This is a genomic window from Streptomyces sp. NPDC090445 (genome assembly GCF_044769385.1).
GTDB lineage: Bacteria > Actinomycetota > Actinomycetes > Streptomycetales > Streptomycetaceae > Streptomyces.
In genome coordinates this window covers 352,891-372,031 of sequence record NZ_JBIVXV010000001.1, presented here as the reverse complement: position 1 = coordinate 372,031, position 19,141 = coordinate 352,891, and the positions used below count along the sequence as shown (strand labels likewise).

Here is a 19,141-nt window from a genome sequence, read left to right as displayed (position 1 = left end):
CCCGACGTCAGCCGGGCGGCAGGAAGCCCAGCACCGCGCTGAGGTCGGCGAGTTCGCGGTAGTGCACGCCCGTCATGCCGATCGCGACCGCGGCCTCGACGTTCTCGGCCCGGTCGTCGACGAACAGGCAGCGGGGTACGGCAACCCCGGCCCGTTCGGCCGCGATCTCGTAGATCCGGCGGTCCGGCTTGGCGATCCCCACCCGGGCACTGCTGACGACGTGGTGTGCGAGGTCCGCCAGCCCCAGCGTCACCAGGTCCGCCTCCAGCTCCTCGGTCGCGTTCGTCACGAGCACCAGGGGCATGTGCGCCCGTACCCGGCGGAGCAGCGCCACCACTGCCTCGTCGGCCCGGAACGGCGCCTCGGCGAACGCCTCGCCCAGCTCGCGCGCCACCGCCTCCGGCACGCAGTCGGCCAGACCCAGCACGATGGACTCCACCCACTGCCGCTTCGTGATCTCGCCCAGGAGCAGCGGCAGGTCCCGGCCGGGCGCGAAGGCGACCCGCACGGTCGTGCCCACCGCCAGCCCGGCCCGCCGCTCCAACTCCGAGAGCAGATCAGGATCGTAGAAGCGGATCACGTTGTCGAAGTCGCAGAGCACGGTGTCGAAAGGGGCGTCGGCGGCCCGGTCGTCAGTCACCCCCTCTGGATAGCGGGGCCGGCCGCGACCGTCGAGGGGACCGGCCCCGGTGCGGGCCCGGGGAAACGGTCCGGCGGGACGGGCCGGGCGCGCCACGCTGGGGCCGTGACCGCGTCCGAAGTGCTGCTGCTCGGGGTGCTGGAGGCCGCGGGGTGGTGAGGCCGCAACGCCCGTACGCAACGGCCGTACGCAACGCACGTACGCAACGCCCGTACGTGGCGGCGCCCACGGTGACGGTCCTGCTGTCGCACGCACCGGATCCAGGCGCGGCCCTCGGCCCGGCTGGAGAGCCGTCCGTCGCCGCACGGCCGGTCGGCGCCGACCGGGGCGGATGGGGGCCGCACAGTCGGCCGGAGCCACGTCCTTGACGCAGCGTCAACACCCTTGTCCGTCCGGGCGGAAGCGCCGGCGCGGCGGGGCGTACGCCACGCCCGCAGTGGGTGGCGTGCGCACCGCCGCGGGTCGGCGGGCTCGTACGGGGGTCAGTGCGCGGGCACCGGTTCCGCACGGCTCTCGGCGGCGGCCTCCGCGGCCGCACCGCGGCGGGCGCCGAGGTGGTTGAAGGCCAGGTTGAGGAGGATGGCCGCCACGCAGCCGGTGCTGATGCCGGAGTCCAGGACGACGAGCAGGTCCTTGGGGAAGGCGTGGTAGAAGTCCGGGGCGGCGATCGGGATCAGGCCGACGCCGATCGAGGCGGCGACGATCAGGGCGTTCTCGCCGCGTTCCATGGCCGCGCCCGCCAGGGTCTGGATGCCGCTGGCCGCGACCGACCCGAAGAGCACGATGCCGGCGCCGCCGAGGACCGGCAGCGGGACCACGCCGATGACCGAGGCGGCCAGCGGGCACAGGCCGAGCAGGATCAGGATGCCGCCGCCTGCGGCGACGACGAACCGGCTGCGCACCTTGGTCATGGCCACGAGCCCGATGTTCTGGGCGAAGGCGCTGCACATGAACCCGTTGAACAGGGGGCTCAGCGCGCTGCCGAGGGCGTCGGCGCGCAGCCCGCCCTCGATGGTGCGGGCGTCCGCCGGCCGGTCGACGATCCTGCCGAGGGCCAGGATGTCGGCGGTGGACTCGGTCATGCAGACCAGCATCACGATGCACATGGAGACGATCGCGGCGACCTGGAACTGCGGGGCGCCGAAGTGGAAGGGCGTCGGGAAGCCGACGAGGCCGGCGGTGCGCAGGGCGTCGGTGTCGACCATGCCGAGCGGGATCGCGGCGAGGGTGCCGGCGGCGAGGCCGAGCAGGATGGATATCTGCTGGAGGAAGCCGCGCAGCAGCTTGCGCAGCAGCAGGACGATGAGGAGGGTGCCGGCGGCCATGCCGATGTTCTGCACGGAGCCGTGGTCGGCGGCGGTGCGGTTGCCGCCCTGGGACCAGTTGAAGGCGACGGGGAGGAGGGAGACGCCGATGAGGGTGATGACCGTGCCGGTGACCACGGGCGGGAAGAAGCGGACGAGCTTGCCGAAGTAGGGGGCGGCCAGGAAGCCGAGCAGTCCGGCGACGATGATCGCGCCGAGGATGACGGGGATGGCGTCGGCGCCCCGGTCCTTGCCGATGGCGATCATCGGGGTGACGCCGGCGAAGGAGACCCCGTTGACGAAGGGGAGCTTGGCGCCGATGCGCCAGAAGCCGAGGGTCTGGAGCAGGGTGGCGAGGCCGGCGGTGAAGAGCGAGGCGCCCATCAGGAAGGCGGTGTCCCGGGCGGAGAGTCCGACGGCCGGGCCGACGATCATGGGTGGGGCGACGACGCCCGCGTACATGGCGGCCACGTGCTGGAGGCCGCTGGTGAACATCTTCAGCGGGGGCAGGGTCTCGTCGACCGGATGCTTCTCCCCCGGTACTGCGACTGCGGCTGCATCTTTGCGAAACCTGGGCGCCTGGGCCACGGCTTCCTCCGGTCGGTTGGACACGTCGGCAGGGACGTGGGTGTCAAGGAGGTGGAGGTGGTCTGAAAGCGGTGCACGTCGAAAGAAGGAAAATGCGGAAACGATTCGCCCGAGTCGTTCCGCCGTACGGGCGTCAGGTCGGGTGGCGGCACACGTCGCCGTCACCGCCGCCGTCACCGACCCCGGGAGGCACCTCGGGCAAGCCGTCGGTGCCGCCCGGGAACGGGAGCCGCGGACCCCGCTCGGGTCCGCGGCCGCCGGCCGGGGGCCGTCCCCCCCGGCCGGAGCCCGTGGGGGATCAGCCCTGCGCGGCGATGCGCGCGAGGCGCTGGGCCTCGTCCCGCGTGGAGCGGGCGATGGCGTCCTCGTCGGCGGTGAGCAGCCGGTTGTTCTCGACGATCTGCTTGCCGTTGACGAACGACGCGGTCACCGGGGCGGCCGCACCGAAGACCAGGGCGGTGACCGGGTCGGCGATCGAGGAGTGCAGGAACGTGCCGAGGTTCCACAGCACCAGGTCGGCGAGCTTGCCGACCTCCAGCGAGCCGATGTTGTCGGCGCGGCCGAGGACCTGCGCGCCGCCGTACGTACCGAGGCGCAGCGCCTGGCGGGCATTGAGCGCGGCCTCGCGGTGCACCGGGTTCAGACGGTTGATCAGCAGCGCGTTGCGCAGCTCGGTGTGGAGCTCACCGGACTCGTTGGAGGCGGTGCCGTCCACGCCGAGGCCGACCGGGACGCCGGCGGCGAGCATGTCCGGGACGCGGGCGATGCCGGCGGCCAGGCGGGCGTTGGAGGAGGGGCAGTGCGCGACACCGGTCCTGGTGCGGGCGAAGGCGGCGATGTCGGAGTCGTTCATGTGGACGCTGTGCGCCATCCACACGTCCTCGCCGAGCCAGCCGGTGGACTCGAAGTAGTCGGTCGGGCCCATGCCGAAGAGTTCGTGGCAGAACTTCTCCTCCTCGACCGTCTCGCTGCCGTGGGTGTGCATGCGCACGCCGAGGCGGCGGGCCAGCTCGGCGCCCTGCCTGAGCAGCTCGGTGGAGACCGAGAAGGGGGAGCAGGGGGCGACGGCGATCTGGGTCATCGAGTCGAAGGACGCGTCGTGGAACTTCTTGACGGTCGCCTCGGTGTCGGCGAGGGCGCCTTCGAGGGTCTCGACGGCGTGGTCCGGCGGCAGGCCGCCGTCCTTCTCGCTGCGGTCCATGGAGCCGCGGGCCAGGGTGAAGCGGACGCCCATCTCGGACGCGGCGCGGATGATCGCGCCGGAGAGGTCGCCGGCCCCCTTCGGGTACACGTAGTGGTGGTCCATGGCGGTGGTGACACCGCCGCGGGCCATCGCGGCCAGGGAGCCCTGCGCGGCCGAGTACGCCATCTGCTCGTCGATGCGCGCCCAGGTCGGGTACAGGGCGACGAGCCAGTTGAAGAGGTTGTGGTCGGTGGCCAGGCCGCGGGTGATCCACTGGTAGAAGTGGTGGTGCGTGTTGACCAGACCGGGGGTCACGAGGTGGCCCGTGGCGTCGATGCGGCGTACGACGTCGTCGAGGTTCTCGGGGGCGTTGCCCGCGCCGATGGCCTCGATCCTGTTCCCGGCGATGACGATGTGGCCCGAGGCGTACTCGGTGTCGTTCGCGTCGACGGTCGCGATCGCGCAGTTCTCGATGACGATGCGCCGGGTCTCGCTGTCAGTGGCTGCCATGGGGGCTTCCTCGTGCTTTCAGTGGCGGTGCGGGCACGGCAGGACCCAGGGGATTTGAGTGCCGAAACCGGGGGCCTGGCAGCTGACAGTACTGCCGCCCCTTCTGATGCTCCGGGTGCCGAGTTCGGGAAGTGCGAGGGTGTCGCGGGGGGATGCGCGGGTCGGTGCGTGGTGCGGGTGGATCCGGAGGGTCCGGGTCCCGGGGCCACTGCGGAGCCCCGGGACACCGGATGCCGGCCGGGCCTGGCCGTTGCAGTACTAGAGGTTGGTCAGGTCCACCGGGATGCGCGCGTCGGCGCCGTCCCGCAGGATCGTGGCCTCGATCAGGCCGTACGGGCGATCCGCTGCGAAGTACACCTCGTTGTCGTTCTTGAGGCCGAAGGGCTCCAGGTCGACGAGGAAGTGGTGCTTGTTCGGGAGCGAGAAGCGGACCTCGTCGATCTCCGAGCGGTGGTTGATGATGCGCGAGCCCATCTGGTACAGCGTCTGCTGCAGGGAGAGGGAGTAGGTCTCCGCGAAGGCCTCCAGCATGTGCTTCCTGGTGGCCTCGTAGGACTTCTCCCAGTGGGGCATCCGCTGCTCGTCGTCGGTCCAGTTGAACCGCCAGCGGCCCGACACCTGGGTGGCCAGGATGCGGTCGTGCGCCTCCTGCAGGGTCGTGTACTTGTCCTTCACGTACCCCCAGAACTCGGAGTTCGTGGAGTTCATGACGATCAGGTCCTTGAGGCCGGAGATGACCTCCCAGGTGCTGCCGTCGTAGGTGATCTGGGTGACGCGGGTCTCCTGGCCCTTGCGGACGAAGGAGTGCTTGACCTCGTCGGCGCCGATGAACCTGGAGTTCGCGTCCGAGGTCTGGATCCGCTCCCAGGCGTACTCCTCGATGCGGATGCGCGCCCGGGAGATCGGGTCCTGGCTGCCCACGAACCAGCGGGCCAGGTGGATGCCGAACTGCTCGGCGGACTCGATGCCGTACTCCTTGGCGAACGCGTACACCGTGTTCTTGGTGGTGTCCGTCGGCAGGACGTTCGCGTTCGAGCCGGAGTAGTGCACGTCGTCCATGTCGCCGGAGAGGGCGACGGAGACGTTCAGGTCCTTGATGTGGTGGGTGTCGCCGTCCCGCGTGATCCTGACGACGCGGTTCTCTGCTTTGCCGTACTGGTTCTGGCCGAGAATCGTGGGCATGGTCTGCTAGCTCCCTCGGTAAACGGAGTAGCCGAACGGGTTGAGCAGCAGCGGTACGTGGTAGTGCTCGCCCGGGTTGACCGCGAACGTGATGGTCACCTCGGGGAAAAACGCACCGCTGTCCCTTACGCGGGGGGCGTCCTGCTGCGCCTCGGCGGCTTGCTTCTTGGCGAAGTACGCCTCGGTCTCGAAGTCGAGGCGTACGTGGGTGGTGCCCTCCGGCAGTGCCGGCAGGTCCTTGCAACGCCCGTCGGCGTCGGTGGCCGAACCGCCCAGGGCGGTCCACTCGGCGTCGTGGCCGCTGCGGGCCGCGAGCGAGACGGCGACGCCCTCGGCGGGGCGGCCGGTGCTGGTGTCCAGGATGTGCGTGGACACCGATGCGGTGGTTTCGGTGCTCATGTGCCGTGTCACTCTCCTTCGGCGAGGCGGGTCAGACGGATCCGGTTGATCTTGACGAGCTCTCCGCGGGCGATCTCCCGCTCGACCTCGGCGGTGTTCCGGATCCGTACCGTGACCGCGTCCCGCATCTGCTCACCGGTCGCACCGGTCGCGCAGATCAGGAAGACGTGGCCGAACTTCTCCTGGTAGGCCAGGTTGAGTTCGAGCAGCTCGGCCTTGAGCTCCTCGGAGGCCCCGGCCATGCCCCGCTGCTCGCGGGCGGAGGTCGGGTCGCCCGGCTTCGGACGGCCGATCGGGGGGTGGCCGGCCATGGCCTCCTCCAGGTCCGCCGGGGTGAGCTCCGCCATGGCGGCGTCGCCGGCGGCGAAGAGGGAGGGGGTGTCGGCGAAGGGGCGTCGGGCGAGGACCTTGCTGCCCCAGGCCGCGCTGGCGCACACCTCGTGCAGCTCGGCTGCGGCCGCTGCATCGTCCAGGGCGTTGAACCGGGAAAGCCCCGGGGTCGGACTCGAAGTCACGGGAAGCCTCCGTGGCCGGTGGGCCTGTGGCCGGTGGCCTGATTGCTTGACGGGCTGCGCATAGCTAACGCCCTCGACAACACGACGTCAACAGTTTGTTGAAACTTCCCATACGCAAAAGCCGCCGTCCGGTTGATTCGGGCGGCGGCTCGTGACCGCAGGTGACAGCGGTTTCACCCCTGACTGTTCTTGCTGGGGTTTTCCCTGTTCAAGTAGTTGTAAACGGTGAAGCGGCTGACGCCGAGGGCACTCGCCACGGTCTCGACGCCGTGGCGCACGGTGAAGGCGCCGCGCACCTCCAGTATCCGGACGACGTCCTGCTTGGCCTTGCGGTCCAGCTGCGCCAGCGGCATGCCGTGGCGGCGCTCCAGCGCCGCCAGGATGTGGTCCAGGGACTCGCCCAGCTGCGGCAGCCGCACGGCGAGCACGTCCCGCCCCTCCCAGGCGAGCACGACGTCGTCGGGCTCGGCCTGGGAGGGATCCATCAGCACCCCGCCCATCGCGTCCACCAGCGGCTTGACCGCGGCGACGAACGGGTGGTCGCGAGGCTCGGTCATTCGAGGCCCTCCCTGATCACGTTCACCTGGAGGGAGACGCGGGTGGCCCCGGCCTGCAGCGAGTCGCGCAGCAGCGCGGACACCGCCTGGAGCACCTCGCCGGCCTCGCCCTCGGCGGTGTTGCCGAACGGGCCGACGTCGACCGCGTCCAGTTGCGCCTTCTGGATGACCTCACGGGCGGCCACGGCATGGGCGGGTGCCTCTTCGAGGTCGAAGGGCTCGGTCGTGAACTCCACTCTCAATCGCACCTGGTCAAGCTACCCCGAGGTGCCGAAATTCCGGCAGCCCCCACTTGACATCCCCCCGCAGGCCCATGCAGTCTTCCATCAAGCAGAAACAAACTTCCGCAATACGGAAGGAGCGCACGCCCCTCATGGGATACACGGACCAGCGCTTCGATGTGAACCTGTCGATCCTCTTCACGGAACTCCCGCTCCTGGAGCGCCCCGCGGCCGCCGCCGCGGCGGGCTTCACCGCGGTCGAGCTGTGGTGGCCCTGGATCGACACCCCCACCCCGGCCCAGGAGGAGCTCGACGCCCTCAAGCGGGCCCTCGATGACGCCGGCACGCAGCTGGTGGGCCTGAACTTCTACGCGGGGCAGCTCCCGGGCCCCGACCGCGGCGCGGTCTCCGTACCCGGCGAGGAGTCGGACCGCTTCCGGGCCAACATCGAGGTCGTGGCGGACTTCGCCGCCTCCGTCGGCTGCAGGGCGCTGAACGCGCTCTACGGCAACCGCGTCGAGGGTGTGGACCCGGCCGTCCAGGACGAACTCGCCCTGGAGAACCTGGTGATCGCGGCCCGCGCCGCGGACCGGATCGGCGCGATCCTGCTGATCGAGACCCTGAACAAGCCCGAGTCGCCGCTCTACCCGCTGGTGAGCGCGCCGTCCGCGATCGAGGTCGTGGACAAGGTGAACGAGGCGACCGGCCTCGGGAACGCCAAGTTCCTGCTGGACCTGTACCACCTGGCGATGAACGACGAGGACCTCGCGGAGGTCGTCGAAAAGTACGCCGCCAGGACCGGCCACGTCCAGATCGCGGACAAGCCGGGCCGGGGCGCCCCGGGCACGGGCGAACTGCCCCTGGAGGACCTCCTCGACCGGCTCGGGAAGGCCGGCTACCGGGGCTTCGTCGGCCTGGAGTACAAGGCCGGGGACGCCGCCGCGTCCTTCGGCTGGCTGCCGGCCGGGGCCCGCGCCGCCCGATAGCGGCAGGCAGGGCCGCCCGGCAGGCGCCGGCAGGAGGACGAAGTCCGGAGTTTCCCCCGGGCGCGCCCGCCACTTTTCGTACGCAGCTTCCAGAGCTTTTCAGAGAAGGACCCCGTCACCATGAGCAACAACCTCCCCAAGATTGCGTGGATCGGCCTCGGCATCATGGGCTCCCCCATGTCCGAGAACCTGCTGAAGGCCGGCTACGCGGTCACCGGCTACACCCTGGAGCAGGACAAGCTGGACCGCCTCGCGGCGGCCGGCGGCGCCGCGGCGGGCTCCATCGCCGAGGCCGTCGAGGATGCCGACGTGATCATCACGATGGTGCCGGCCTCCCCGCACGTCGAGGCCATCGCCTACGGCCCCGACGGCATCCTGGAGAACGCGAGGTCCGGCGCGCTGGTCATCGACATGTCGTCGATCACCCCGCAGACCTCCGTCGACCTGGCCGGGAACGCCAAGGAGAAGGGCATCCGCGTCATCGACGCCCCCGTCTCCGGCGGCGAGGCCGGCGCCGTCGAGGCCGTACTGTCGATCATGGTGGGCGGCGAGCAGGCCGACTTCGACGCGGCCCTGCCGATCCTCCAGACCCTCGGCAAGACCATCGTCCTGTGCGGCCTGCACGGCTCCGGCCAGACGGTCAAGGCCGCCAACCAGCTCATCGTCGCGGTCAACATCCAGGCGTGCGCCGAGGCCGTGGTCTTCCTGGAGAAGTCCGGCGTGGACCTGACGGCCGCCCTGGACGTCCTGAACGGCGGTCTGGCCGGCTCGACCGTGCTGACCCGCAAGAAGGACAACTTCCTGAACCGCGACTTCAAGCCCGGCTTCCGGATCGACCTGCACCACAAGGACATGGGCATCGTCACCGACGCCGCCCGCAATGTCGGTGCGGCCCTCCCGGTCGGCGCGGTCGTCGCCCAGCTCGTTGCCTCGCTGCGCGCCCAGGGCGACGGCGGCCTGGACCACTCGGCCCTGCTGCGCGCCGTCGAGCGCCTCTCCGGCGACCGGGTCTGACCGAGCGGCCCGATCGAGCCACCCCCTCCCCCGGTCCGGGGGTCCGAGTTTCCGGATGGTGCCGGCGCTGACACCTGTCCTGTCGCGCCCAGGCGCCGGCACCGTCCGGATCACCTCTCTCCCACACGTTCGTTCAACAAACTGTTGACGCTGTGATCGGCCCGAACCTAGGCTGCTCCACACGTTCCGCATGACGGAAACCGCTTTCCGTCAGCAGTTACCCGTACGGAAGGTCACCATGTCGAAGCGCACGCTGACGACCGAGTCCGGCGCCCCGGTCGCCGACAACCAGAACTCCGCCACCGCCGGCGTCGGTGGCCCGCTCCTGATCCAGGACCAGCAGCTCCTCGAGAAGCTCGCCCGCTTCAACCGTGAGCGCATCCCGGAGCGTGTGGTGCATGCGCGCGGTTCGGCTGCGTACGGCTACTTCGAGGTGACCGACGACGTCACCGCCTACACCGGCGCCGCCTTCCTCGACACGGTCGGCAAGAAGACCGAGACCTTCCTGCGGTTCTCCACCGTGGCCGACTCGCTCGGCGGCGCGGACGCGGTCCGCGACCCGCGCGGCTTCGCGCTGAAGTTCTACACCGAAGAGGGCAACTACGACCTCGTCGGCAACAACACCCCGGTGTTCTTCATCAAGGACCCGATCAAGTTCCCCGACTTCATCCACTCCCAGAAGCGCGACCCCTTCACGGGCAGGCAGGAGGCGGACAACGTCTGGGACTTCTGGGCGCACGCCCCCGAGGCCACGCACCAGATCACCTGGCTGATGGGCGACCGCGGCATACCGGCCTCGTACCGCCACATGAACGGCTACGGCTCGCACACCTACCAGTGGACGAACGACAAGGGCGAGGCCTTCTTCGTCAAGTACCACTTCAAGACGAACCAGGGCGTCCGCTGCCTGTCCTCCGAGCAGGGCGCCGAGCTCGCGGGCAAGGACGCCAACTCGCACCAGACGGACCTGCTCCAGGCCATCGAGCGCGGCGTGTACCCGTCCTGGACCCTCTACGTCCAGATCATGCCGGCCGCCGAGGCCGCGGACTACCGCTTCAACCCGTTCGACCTGACGAAGGTGTGGCCGCACGGCGACTACCCGCTGCAGCGCGTGGGCCGCCTGGTCCTCGACCGCAACCCGGACAACGTGTTCGCCGAGGTCGAGCAGTCCGCCTTCTCCCCGAACAACTTCGTCCCGGGCATCACCGCCTCGCCGGACAAGATGCTCCAGGGCCGCCTGTTCGCGTACGCCGACGCCCAGCGCTACCGCCTCGGCGTGAACCACACCCAGCTGCCCGTCAACGCCCCGAAGGGGACCTCGGCGGACAACTACGGCCGCGACGGCTTCATGGCCACCCGCAACGGCGCCCGTACCGACAAGAACTACGAGCCCAACTCGTACCGGGGCCCGGCCGAGACCGGCCTCGCCCTCGGCGCCCCGCAGGCCGTCGCCGGCCACACGGGCACCCACGCGGCCCCGCTCCACACCAAGGACGACGACTTCTTCCAGGCCGGCGAGCTCTACCGCCTGATGTCGGAGGCCGAGAAGGAGCGCCTGGTGGAGAACATCGCCGGCGGCCTCTCCCAGGTCTCCCGCGAGGACGTCATCGACAAGAACCTGGCTCACTTCCACGCCGCCGACGCCGACTACGGCAAGCGCGTCGAGGAGGCCGTCCGCGCACTGCGCGAGGGCTGAGAGCCGCAAGCCGCGCCGGAAGCCTGGCAGGAGGTCGGGCTTCAGGCGCCGGGCCCACACCGCGGACCCGGATGAGGGGTGGTCCGCGGTGAGGGCAGACTGCGCCGGCCCGTGCGGCCGGCGCCGCGTGAGGACCGTGGCGGGCGTGCGAGCCAGTGCGGTGGTCATGGGCACCGCGGCCCGTCTCTTGACCTGAGGGAGACGAGCCGGAGTTCCCGTCGCCGACCGCCACGGTCCCGGCGCTCCGCGTACGCCGGGAGCCGCGCACCGGGCCCCCGCCCCCACGCGGAACCCCGCCTCCCCCAGACTCCGTCCGGCGGTGCGAACGTCCTGTCGCGCCAGCCTCGCACCGTCGGGCGGTCACACCGAAGCGCCGAGTTCACGGACGGTCCCGTGAACTCGGCGCTTCGCCTTCCCCGGAGCGGGGATGGCGGTGGGTGGCGGTGGGGCTGGGGGTGGCGGTGGGGGTGGGGGTGGCGGTGGGGGTGGGGGTGGTTGGCATACTGCTCCGATGGGCGGTTCCGCGGCCTCTTGGCGCAACACGACGCACGACTGGGCGAGCACGGTGGACGTCGACCACCTCGCCCTCATCCGGAACGACCCGGCCGGCCACGCCCCCGGCGGCCTGCGGCACCTGGTCCTCGAGGTCGTCGCCTATGCGGCCGACGAGGCGGAGGCCACCGGCGGCGGACACTGCACCGTCACCCTCCACGCCGACGGCTCCGTGTCCGTCACGGACGACGGGCGGGGCACCGACACCCGCCTCGACGCCGACGGCCGGGCCGTGAAGAAGCCGGTGATGGCGACGAAGGACCTGCGGTTCTTCGACCACCCGGAGGCCGAGCTGCTGCCCGACGGCCGCCCCCGCAGGGGCATGTCGGTCGTGGCGGCCCTCAGCGAACGGCTCCTCCACACCAACCGCCGCGCGGGCGGCGCATGGGTCCAGCGGTACGCGTACGGGGTCCCCGCGACGGGTCTGACGCCGATCGCCGGCGACGGCACCACCGGGACGTCCGTCCGCTTCCTCCCCGTCGCCGGACTGCGCACGGCCGGCGACGGGGTGGCCGCGGACCTGGCGCGGCTCGCCACAGCGTGGCCGCACCTGTCGGTGGAGGTCGAGGACCGGCGCGCCTGACCGGGTTCCCCGGTCGGGCCCGGCCGCGCCCGACCGGGATGGCAGCCGGGCTCCACGGCGCTATCGTGACAGCTGACTGAATGGTCAGTCAGAGTCGATCGATCGAGAGGTGCCCGCCATCGTGGCCGACCGCCAGGCGCTGATCTTGGAAGCAGCCGTACGCGTCATCGCGCGCAGCGGCATCAGAGGACTTCGCGTGGAGGAGCTGGCCGCCGAGGCCGGAGTGTCCACCGCGCTCATCTACTACCACTTCAAGGACCGCGCGGGGCTGGTCCAGCGCACCCTCGCCTTCATCAACGACCGCGCCATCGGCTACACGGAGGAGGCGCTGCAGGGTGCCGAGGACGCCCGGGACGCCCTGCTGCGGCTGCTGCTGAGCGAGCTTCAGGACAGCGACCGGGTCCGGGAGAACAGCATCGCCTGGGGCGAGCTGCGGGCCAGCGCCGTCTTCGACGACAGCCTGCGCGCGAACCTCGTCGAGTCCACGCGCGAGTGGGTCCGGGACACCGCCGAGCTCGTCGCGGACGCCCGGGCGGCCGGCCTGGCCGATCCGCGGGTCGAGCCGCTGGACGCCGCCGAGCGGCTGACGACGCTCGTGGAGGGGCTGAGCGACCGCTGGCTGAGCGGTTCGCTGGAGCTGGAGCGGGCCCGCGCTCTGCTGTCCGGCGCGGTCGACGCGGAGCTCGGCCCCCGCCCGTAGGGAACGCCGTACGGGCAACACGGAGGCCCCCGTTCCTCCTTGCGGGAGGGGCGGGGGCCGCTCGCGTGCTGTTCCGGCTCCCCCTGACCGGCCGTCCGGTCGGGGGGAGGCCGATCAGACCTGCAGGACCTTGATGGCGGTCGGGGCGTGGCCGGGCTCGGTGGCCAGCTCCTCGAACTCGGTGACGTCACTCATGTCGACGGTCTTGCTCATCGCGATGTTCGTGATGCGCTCCAGGATCGCCTCGACGACGACCGGCACCCGGTGCTCGACGGCCAGCTTCTTGGCCTGCTCGAAGGCCGCGCCGAGCTCCTCCGGGTCGGTGACGCGGATGGCCATGACGCCGAGGCCCTCGGCGACCTTGACGTGGTCGACGCCGTACCCGCCGAGCTCGGGGGTGTTGATGTTGTCGAACTCCAGGTTGACCTCGAAGTTGATGCCCAGGTTGCCCTGCGCCTGGCGGATCAGGCCGAGGTAGGCGTTGTTCACGAGGACGTGGACGTACGGGACCTTGTGCTGGGCGGCGACCGCCAGCTCCTCGATCATGAACTGGAAGTCGTAGTCGCCGGAGAGGGCGACGATCGGGGTCTCCGGGTCCGCGGTGGCGGCGCCGATCGCGGCCGGGATGGTCCAGCCGAGCGGGCCGGCCTGGCCGCAGTTGATCCAGTGGCGCGGCCTGTAGACGTGCAGGAACTGCGCGGCGGCGATCTGGGAGAGGCCGATGGTGGTGACGTAGCGGGTCTCCGGGCCGAAGGCCTTGTTCATCTCCTCGTAGACGCGCTGCGGTTTCATCGGGATGTTCCCGAAGTGCGTGCGGCGCTGCAGGGTGGCCTTGCGCTCCTGCGCGGAGGCGGCCCAGGCGGAGAAGTCGGGCAGCCCGCCCTCGGCCTTGAGCTCCTTGGCGACCTCGATGAACAGCTCCAGCGCGGCCTTGGCGTCGGAGGCGATGCCGTAGTCCGGGGCGAAGATCTTGCCGATCTGGGTCGGCTCGATGTCGACGTGGACGAACGTACGGCCCTTGGTGTAGGCGTCCATGTTGTAGCCGGTGTGGCGGTTGGCCCAGCGGTTGCCGATGCCCAGGACGAAGTCCGACTCCAGGAACGTCGCGTTGCCGTAGCGGTGGGCGGTCTGGACGCCGACCATGCCGGCGGCCAGCTCGTGGTCGTCCGGGATGGTGCCCCAGCCCATGAGGGTGGAGATGACGGGGACGCCCGTCAGCTCGGCGAACTCGACCAGCAGGTCGGAGGCGTCGGCGTTGATGATGCCGCCGCCGGCGACGATCAGCGGGCGCTCGGACTCCAGCAGGAAGCGGATCGCCTTCTCGATCTGGGCGCGGGTCGCGGACGGCTTGTAGACCGGCAGCGGCTCGTAGGTCTCGGGGTCGAAGTCGATCTCGGTCAGCTGGACGTCGATCGGGAGGTCGATCAGGACCGGGCCGGGGCGGCCGGAGCGCATCAGGTGGAACGCCTGCTGGAAGACGCCGGGGACCTGTGCGGCCTCCAGGACGGTGGTCGCGGCCTTGGTGACGGGCTTCGCGATCGCCGCGATGTCGACGGCCTGGAAGTCCTCCTTGTGGAGCTTCGAGACCGGGGCCTGGCCGGTGATGCAGAGGATCGGGATGGAGTCCGCGATCGCGGAGTACAGGCCAGTGATCATGTCGGTGCCGGCGGGGCCGGAGGTGCCGATGCAGACACCGATGTTGCCCGCCTTGGCCCGGGTGTAGCCCTCGGCCATGTGCGAGGCGCCCTCGACGTGGCGGGCGAGGGTGTGGTTGATGCCGCCCACGTTCTTGAGCTCTCGGTAGAACGGGTTGATCGCAGCGCCGGGCACGCCGAACGCTTGCGCGACACCCTCGCGCTTGAGGATCTCCACGGCGGCGGCTGCGGCTGTCATACGGGGCATCGAGTACTCCTGGCGGTCCGGCGGTCAGACTGTTTCCACAATGCGGAAGTCTTATTCTGTTATGCGAAACAAGCTAAGTGGCGGCTCCGCGCGCGTCAAGGAGGTTCGGCGGCCCGGAACCCACCAAAAGCCGCGTCCCGAGGGCGCGAGTTGCACAAACGGAGCTCCGCCGGGCGGAAAATCGCCGAGGCCGTCGCGGTGGCGGTCGCAGGTGGTGGAGCATGGGTTCACGCACAGCGACGGAGGGGGTCGGGGTCCATGACGGAAGCGGTGCCGGTGCGCTGCCCGGAGTGCCTGCGCGAGAGCAGTTACACCGCCCCGGTGTTCCCCTGCGCCTGCGGGAGCCCGGCCGCGCTGCCGCTGGACCTGACGGCGCCGCCCGTGCCGCTGGCGCACCGGACCTGGTCGGAATCGTGGGTGGCGGCGCGGTGCGGGGTCTGCGGGCTGGTGAGCGAATGGCCGCAGCCCGAGGTCGGCTGCGGCTCGTGCGGGACGGTGATCCGGATTCCGGTGCATCCCGTGGATCCGGTGGGGCTGGGGGAACCGAGGGGGCTGCTGGGACGGATAGGGCCGCTGGGGCTGGTAGGGCGGCTGGGGCCGGTAGGGCCGCTGGGGCCGGCCGATGCCGCGGAGGCGGCGGACCGTCGGACTCCCGGCTTCGGGGACGCGGACTTCCGGGGCCCCGACTCCCGGCCGACGAACCTCCGGCCGGCGGACGGCCGAGCGGTGGGCTCCCGGCCGGCGGACTCCCGGTCCGCGGACTCCCGCGCGGCGGAAGGCAGCGCGGCTGACTTCCGCGCGGCGTCGAACATCCCGGCCGAGGCTCCCGAGGCGGCGAGGGCCGGTTCGCCGCCCGCCGCCGCATCGCGGCCCGCCGACGACTCCCCGTCGGCGGCCGATCCACTGCGGGCCGCCGATCCGCTGCGGGCTGTCGGCCCGGCGGGCCCGTACCGCCCGGAGCAGCCCGGAGGAGCGGCACCGACGCCGCGGGCGCCGCGGCCGCCCTTCCGCCCGATGACCATCCGCACCGCCCGGGACGCGGTGGCCACGGCCGCGCTCTACCTGCGCTGGCTCGGCTTCCGGGACGTCCGCCAACCCGACGGCCGCCCGATCCCCACGGCAGCCGTGGACCTGCGGGCCCCCGGCCTCGTCGCCCAGGTGGACCCGACCACCGCGCCGGCCGGGCTGCGGGCGGTGGAGTGCGTCTGGCTGAACGGGCTGACGGCCTCGGCGGCCGGCGTCTACTTCGCGCTCGCCGGATACACGCAGGAGGCCCGCGCCCGCGCCGACGAGCTGCGGATACCGCTCTTCGTCATGGACCTGACGGGCGTGCCCCAGCCGCTCAACGACGCCGCGGACGCACTCGTCGCCGCCGGGGCCTGATCCCGGCCCCCTCCGGCCAGGACGTAGGCTCGGACACGGACGCGATATCCGCTGGCCGCGACCTGCCCTGCCCTGCCGAGGAGAGCCCGATGAGCCTGTACGACATCCCGCTGACCACCCTGTCCGACGAGCCAACCAGCCTCGGTGCCCACAAGGGCAAGGTGATCCTGCTGGTGAACACCGCCTCGCAGTGCGGCCTCACCCCGCAGTACTCGGGACTGGCGCGGCTCCAGTTCGCGTACGAGGAGAAGGGTTTCACCGTCATCGGCGTGCCCTGCAACCAGTTCGGCGCGCAGGAGCCCGGCACCGCCGAGGACATCCAGACGTTCTGCGCGACCGGCTTCGGCGTGACCTTCCCGATGCTGGAGAAGTCCGACGTCAACGGCGAGAACCGGCACCCGCTGTACCGCGAGCTGGTCAAGACCCCGGACGCGGACGGTGCGGCGGGGGACATCCAGTGGAACTTCGAGAAGTTCCTGATCTCCCCCGCCGGTGAGGTCGTCGCGCGGTTCCGCCCGCGTACCGAGCCCGAGTCCGACGAGGTCATCGCCGCGATCGAGGCGCACCTGCCGGCGTAGCCGCGCACGTACGTACGTACGCACGTACGCACACACGCGCGTACGTATGGACAGGCAGGCAGGCGGGCGGGACCGGCCGCGGCAGGTCCCGCCCGTCGGCCTCAGCCCCAGGCCGGCCCCAGCCCAGGCGGCCTCAGCCCAGGTCGGCCTCGTCGTACTCCGCTCCCGAGCCCGCCGCGGTGAGCTCCCGCAGCTCCACCCGGCGGATCTTGCCGGACACGGTCTTCGGGAGCTCCGCGAACTCGATGCGGCGGATCCGCTTGTACGGGGAGAGCACCGCGCGGGAGTGCGCGAACAGCGCCCGCGCCGTCTCCGGCCCGGGCTCCCAGCCGGCGGCGAGCGCGACGTACGCCTTCGGCACGGCCAGCCGCAGCGGGTCGGGAGCCGGTACGACGGCGGCCTCCGCCACGGCCTCGTGCTCCAGCAGCGCACTCTCCAGCTCGAACGGGCTGATCTTGTAGTCGGAGGCCTTGAACATGGCACCGCTGTCGGGTGACGGATCTAGGAAAAAGGACAGCCGGGGATCGATCCGCCCGTGGACCTCAAGCGGCGGAAGCACAACGCCTCCCTCTGGAAGGACCTCCCCTGGCAGGTCGGCCAGCGCGTCCATGAGCTGCTTCCAGAAGCCCGTGGCCAGCCAGCGCTTCCACACGCTGGGAAGGCTCCCGCGCGGGAACGGCAAGTCGTTCCACGCGCACCCCGTGCTCGCCTTCCGAAGCATGGCGTCCAACGTGCCCCGGCTGTCCTTCTGGCGCCTCCCCTTGCGCGCTGCGAAGATCGGCTCGACTCTCGTCCAGGCTTCATCCGTCAACGTGGGAACACAACGTTCGCGCTCACGGAACCAAGCGCTGATCCCGTCATCACATCGGGTCTTCCGTGGGATCTCCCCCAGGATGGTCACCCGAATGTCCAAGAGGTCCATCACCTGCGCCTGCTGTACCGGACCCATGGTGTCCAGGCGGTGGCGAGCCATCCGGGCCAGGTCCTGGAGGTCATGGCCTCGCTGGATCGCCTGCTCGGATTCCTCCTGCCACCTCTTCGTCTCTTCCAGGAGCTGAGTGGCCTGCTCCCGCTCTTTGGTCAGAGTGAGGACTGCCTGCTCAATGGCCGCCCGAGCATCTGTCTGCTTTGCAGCCACCACTACGGCTGCCGAGATCGCCGCGTCATGAGCGGCCACCTGCTTCTCCAACTCAGTGATCCGCCTCGCATAGTCCACCCGGCCCGCCTGACCGAGCCCAACCCAGTCATCTACCATGGCGATCAGGCGATCCGGATCCGCCATCAGCTCACAGACTTCGCGCCAGACCTTCGTCTCCAAGGCATCGGCGTTGATCTGCGCGCAGTCACATCGCGATGCACCCGCGTACCCTTGGGCCTTGCCCGTACACCGGTAGGCCCGTCCGCCGTCCCGGCCGATGCGGCTGGTTCCGGTGTAGTGCTTGCCACACGCACCTACGACACGACTGCTCAACGGATGAACAGCGGCGTCGGGGGTGTACGTGCGCGCGGTTCGCGCGAGTGCCGTGTTCAGGCGCCTCAGTTCCTCCTCCGTGAAGAGCGGCGGCAGTTTGATGACGACCGTCTCGCCGTACAGCGGCTTGCCCTCGGAGTCCAACCGCGTACCGCGCCGACCGCTGTTGCTCGCGGGATCCCTGTGGACCCTGATCGCTTCTTGAACCGCGCGGCCGGTCAGGATGTGCCGAAGCGACCCGCGTGGCCAGTAGTCCTTCGTCGGGCCCGAGATTCCCTGTCGGTTGAACTCGTCTTCCACCGAGTGGGGAGCCAGTCCCTCTTCGACGATGCGCTTCCACGCCACACGAAGGAGGTCGGTTGCACCCCCTTCGTCGAGGACGATCCTGCTCTTGCCGCGCTTTCCCTTGTCTTCGATGCGCCAGCCGTACGGGGCGACACCGCCGGGATGCCCGCCCTCTTCGGCCTTCTCCTGAACACCGCCCTGGGTGCGCTCCCGGATGAGCTCGCGCTCTTCTTCGGCGTAGTCCGCGTCTTTGCGCATCTGCGAGCGGCCGGCCGCTGTGGTGTTGTCGTAGCCCTTCTTCACGACGGCGACGTACACGCCGAGGTCTTCAAGCTCCCAGACCCACTTCCAGAAGGCGCGACCGGTGCGGCCGATTCCACGCCCCTCGTTCACCACCACCATGTCGAATGGGCGGGGTGTTCGCCGGGCGTCCTCCATCAGGCGATTCAGACCAGGGCGTTCATGGGCCTCCAGGCTGCCGCTGTATCCCTCGTCTGCGTAGGTATCGACATGCCTCCAGCCCTTGCCCTCGATGTACTTGGTGGTCCTCTTGCCCGTGTACGCGATGCCGTACCCCCTGGCCTGTTCCTCCGTGGACACCCGGAGGTAGTCGACAGCGCGCAAGGCGGTCGTGAGAGTCTTCGTCATGTCAGTCCCTTCGCGACTGGCCTGGCAGCCTCAGCGCTGCCCGGACCCCGGGCGTGTTCCAGCACCCCGGGGTCGTCCATGTGGCGGGCAGCTTAGGGAACGTGACGGCCAGAGCGGGGGCCGAACAGCAGTTTCAGCAGGCAGTGGTAGGTGTCGCGGTCGTGCCGGTCGTTGACGTCCCAGATGACGTGGAGAGACGGGCGACCAGTTTGACGCGGTACCCGGGTCCCGCACCTTCGCGTTC

17 protein-coding genes are annotated in these 19,141 nt (G+C 70.6%); 7 read left to right on the top strand and 10 right to left on the bottom strand.

The window, feature by feature from the left end:
* Nucleotides 1-7: 7 nt before the first annotated feature.
* The 8 genes from ACIQUT_RS01680 to ACIQUT_RS01645 form a co-directional block, all read right to left on the bottom strand.
* Nucleotides 8-640, bottom strand: coding sequence for an HAD family hydrolase (locus ACIQUT_RS01680; RefSeq protein ID WP_403558081.1), 633 nt, complete (start codon nucleotides 638-640; stop codon nucleotides 8-10).
* A 482-nt stretch (nucleotides 641-1,122) separates the two neighbouring features.
* The gene (locus ACIQUT_RS01675) at nucleotides 1,123-2,532 is read right to left on the bottom strand and encodes a nucleobase:cation symporter-2 family protein (protein WP_403559277.1); all 1,410 of its coding nucleotides are present in this window, start codon (nucleotides 2,530-2,532) and stop codon (nucleotides 1,123-1,125) included.
* 298 nt (nucleotides 2,533-2,830) lie between these two features.
* Nucleotides 2,831-4,225, bottom strand: a complete 1,395-nt coding sequence (locus ACIQUT_RS01670; protein WP_403558080.1) for an 8-oxoguanine deaminase — start codon at nucleotides 4,223-4,225, stop codon at nucleotides 2,831-2,833.
* Between the two features lie 258 nt (nucleotides 4,226-4,483).
* Complete coding sequence (gene pucL, locus ACIQUT_RS01665) at nucleotides 4,484-5,407, bottom strand: factor-independent urate hydroxylase (RefSeq protein ID WP_403558078.1); 924 nt, start codon at nucleotides 5,405-5,407, stop codon at nucleotides 4,484-4,486.
* A gap of 6 nt (nucleotides 5,408-5,413) precedes the next feature.
* A complete protein-coding gene (uraH, locus tag ACIQUT_RS01660) occupies nucleotides 5,414-5,806 on the bottom strand; it encodes a hydroxyisourate hydrolase (protein WP_403558076.1) in 393 nt (130 codons plus the stop codon).
* Between the two features lie 8 nt (nucleotides 5,807-5,814).
* Nucleotides 5,815-6,321: a 2-oxo-4-hydroxy-4-carboxy-5-ureidoimidazoline decarboxylase gene (gene uraD, locus ACIQUT_RS01655; protein ID WP_403558074.1), complete on the bottom strand. Its 507-nt coding sequence runs from the start codon at nucleotides 6,319-6,321 to the stop codon at nucleotides 5,815-5,817.
* Nucleotides 6,322-6,494: 173 nt separating this feature from the next.
* On the bottom strand, nucleotides 6,495-6,878 hold the full coding sequence (locus ACIQUT_RS01650; protein WP_403558073.1) for a helix-turn-helix domain-containing protein: 384 nt from the start codon (nucleotides 6,876-6,878) through the stop codon (nucleotides 6,495-6,497).
* Complete coding sequence (locus ACIQUT_RS01645) at nucleotides 6,875-7,126, bottom strand: thiamine-binding protein (protein WP_403558071.1); 252 nt, start codon at nucleotides 7,124-7,126, stop codon at nucleotides 6,875-6,877. The genes ACIQUT_RS01650 and ACIQUT_RS01645 overlap by 4 nt, the downstream gene beginning before the upstream one ends.
* Nucleotides 7,127-7,251: 125 nt before the next feature.
* Here ACIQUT_RS01645 and ACIQUT_RS01640 point away from each other — a divergent pair, with 125 nt between their 5' ends.
* From ACIQUT_RS01640 to ACIQUT_RS01620, 5 genes are all read left to right on the top strand, one after another.
* A complete protein-coding gene (locus ACIQUT_RS01640; RefSeq protein WP_403558069.1) occupies nucleotides 7,252-8,085 on the top strand; it encodes a TIM barrel protein in 834 nt (277 codons plus the stop codon).
* 120 nt (nucleotides 8,086-8,205) lie between these two features.
* Nucleotides 8,206-9,099, top strand: a complete 894-nt coding sequence (locus tag ACIQUT_RS01635; protein ID WP_403558068.1) for a 2-hydroxy-3-oxopropionate reductase — start codon at nucleotides 8,206-8,208, stop codon at nucleotides 9,097-9,099.
* Between the two features lie 238 nt (nucleotides 9,100-9,337).
* Nucleotides 9,338-10,795, top strand: coding sequence for a catalase (locus ACIQUT_RS01630; protein ID WP_403559274.1), 1,458 nt, complete (start codon nucleotides 9,338-9,340; stop codon nucleotides 10,793-10,795).
* A 511-nt stretch (nucleotides 10,796-11,306) separates the two neighbouring features.
* Complete coding sequence (locus ACIQUT_RS01625) at nucleotides 11,307-11,930, top strand: ATP-binding protein (protein ID WP_403558066.1); 624 nt, start codon at nucleotides 11,307-11,309, stop codon at nucleotides 11,928-11,930.
* A gap of 121 nt (nucleotides 11,931-12,051) precedes the next feature.
* Nucleotides 12,052-12,630 (top strand): TetR/AcrR family transcriptional regulator, encoded by a 579-nt coding sequence (locus ACIQUT_RS01620; protein ID WP_403558064.1) that lies wholly within the window; start codon nucleotides 12,052-12,054, stop codon nucleotides 12,628-12,630.
* 114 nt (nucleotides 12,631-12,744) lie between these two features.
* Here ACIQUT_RS01620 and gcl read toward each other — a convergent pair whose 3' ends face one another.
* Nucleotides 12,745-14,532 (bottom strand): glyoxylate carboligase, encoded by a 1,788-nt coding sequence (gcl, locus tag ACIQUT_RS01615; protein ID WP_403558062.1) that lies wholly within the window; start codon nucleotides 14,530-14,532, stop codon nucleotides 12,745-12,747.
* An 810-nt stretch (nucleotides 14,533-15,342) separates the two neighbouring features.
* On the opposite strand from gcl, the gene ACIQUT_RS01610 reads away from it, so the two are divergent.
* Nucleotides 15,343-15,915, top strand: a complete 573-nt coding sequence (locus ACIQUT_RS01610) for a hypothetical protein (RefSeq protein WP_403559271.1) — start codon at nucleotides 15,343-15,345, stop codon at nucleotides 15,913-15,915.
* An 89-nt stretch (nucleotides 15,916-16,004) separates the two neighbouring features.
* Nucleotides 16,005-16,493 carry a glutathione peroxidase gene (locus ACIQUT_RS01605; protein WP_403558061.1) on the top strand — a complete coding sequence of 163 codons (489 nt, stop codon included), beginning with the start codon at nucleotides 16,005-16,007 and terminating at the stop codon, nucleotides 16,491-16,493.
* 133 nt (nucleotides 16,494-16,626) lie between these two features.
* Here the strand turns inward: ACIQUT_RS01605 and ACIQUT_RS01600 are convergent, their stop codons facing one another.
* Nucleotides 16,627-18,897, bottom strand: coding sequence for a recombinase family protein (locus ACIQUT_RS01600; protein ID WP_403558060.1), 2,271 nt, complete (start codon nucleotides 18,895-18,897; stop codon nucleotides 16,627-16,629).
* Nucleotides 18,898-19,141: the final 244 nt, after the last annotated feature.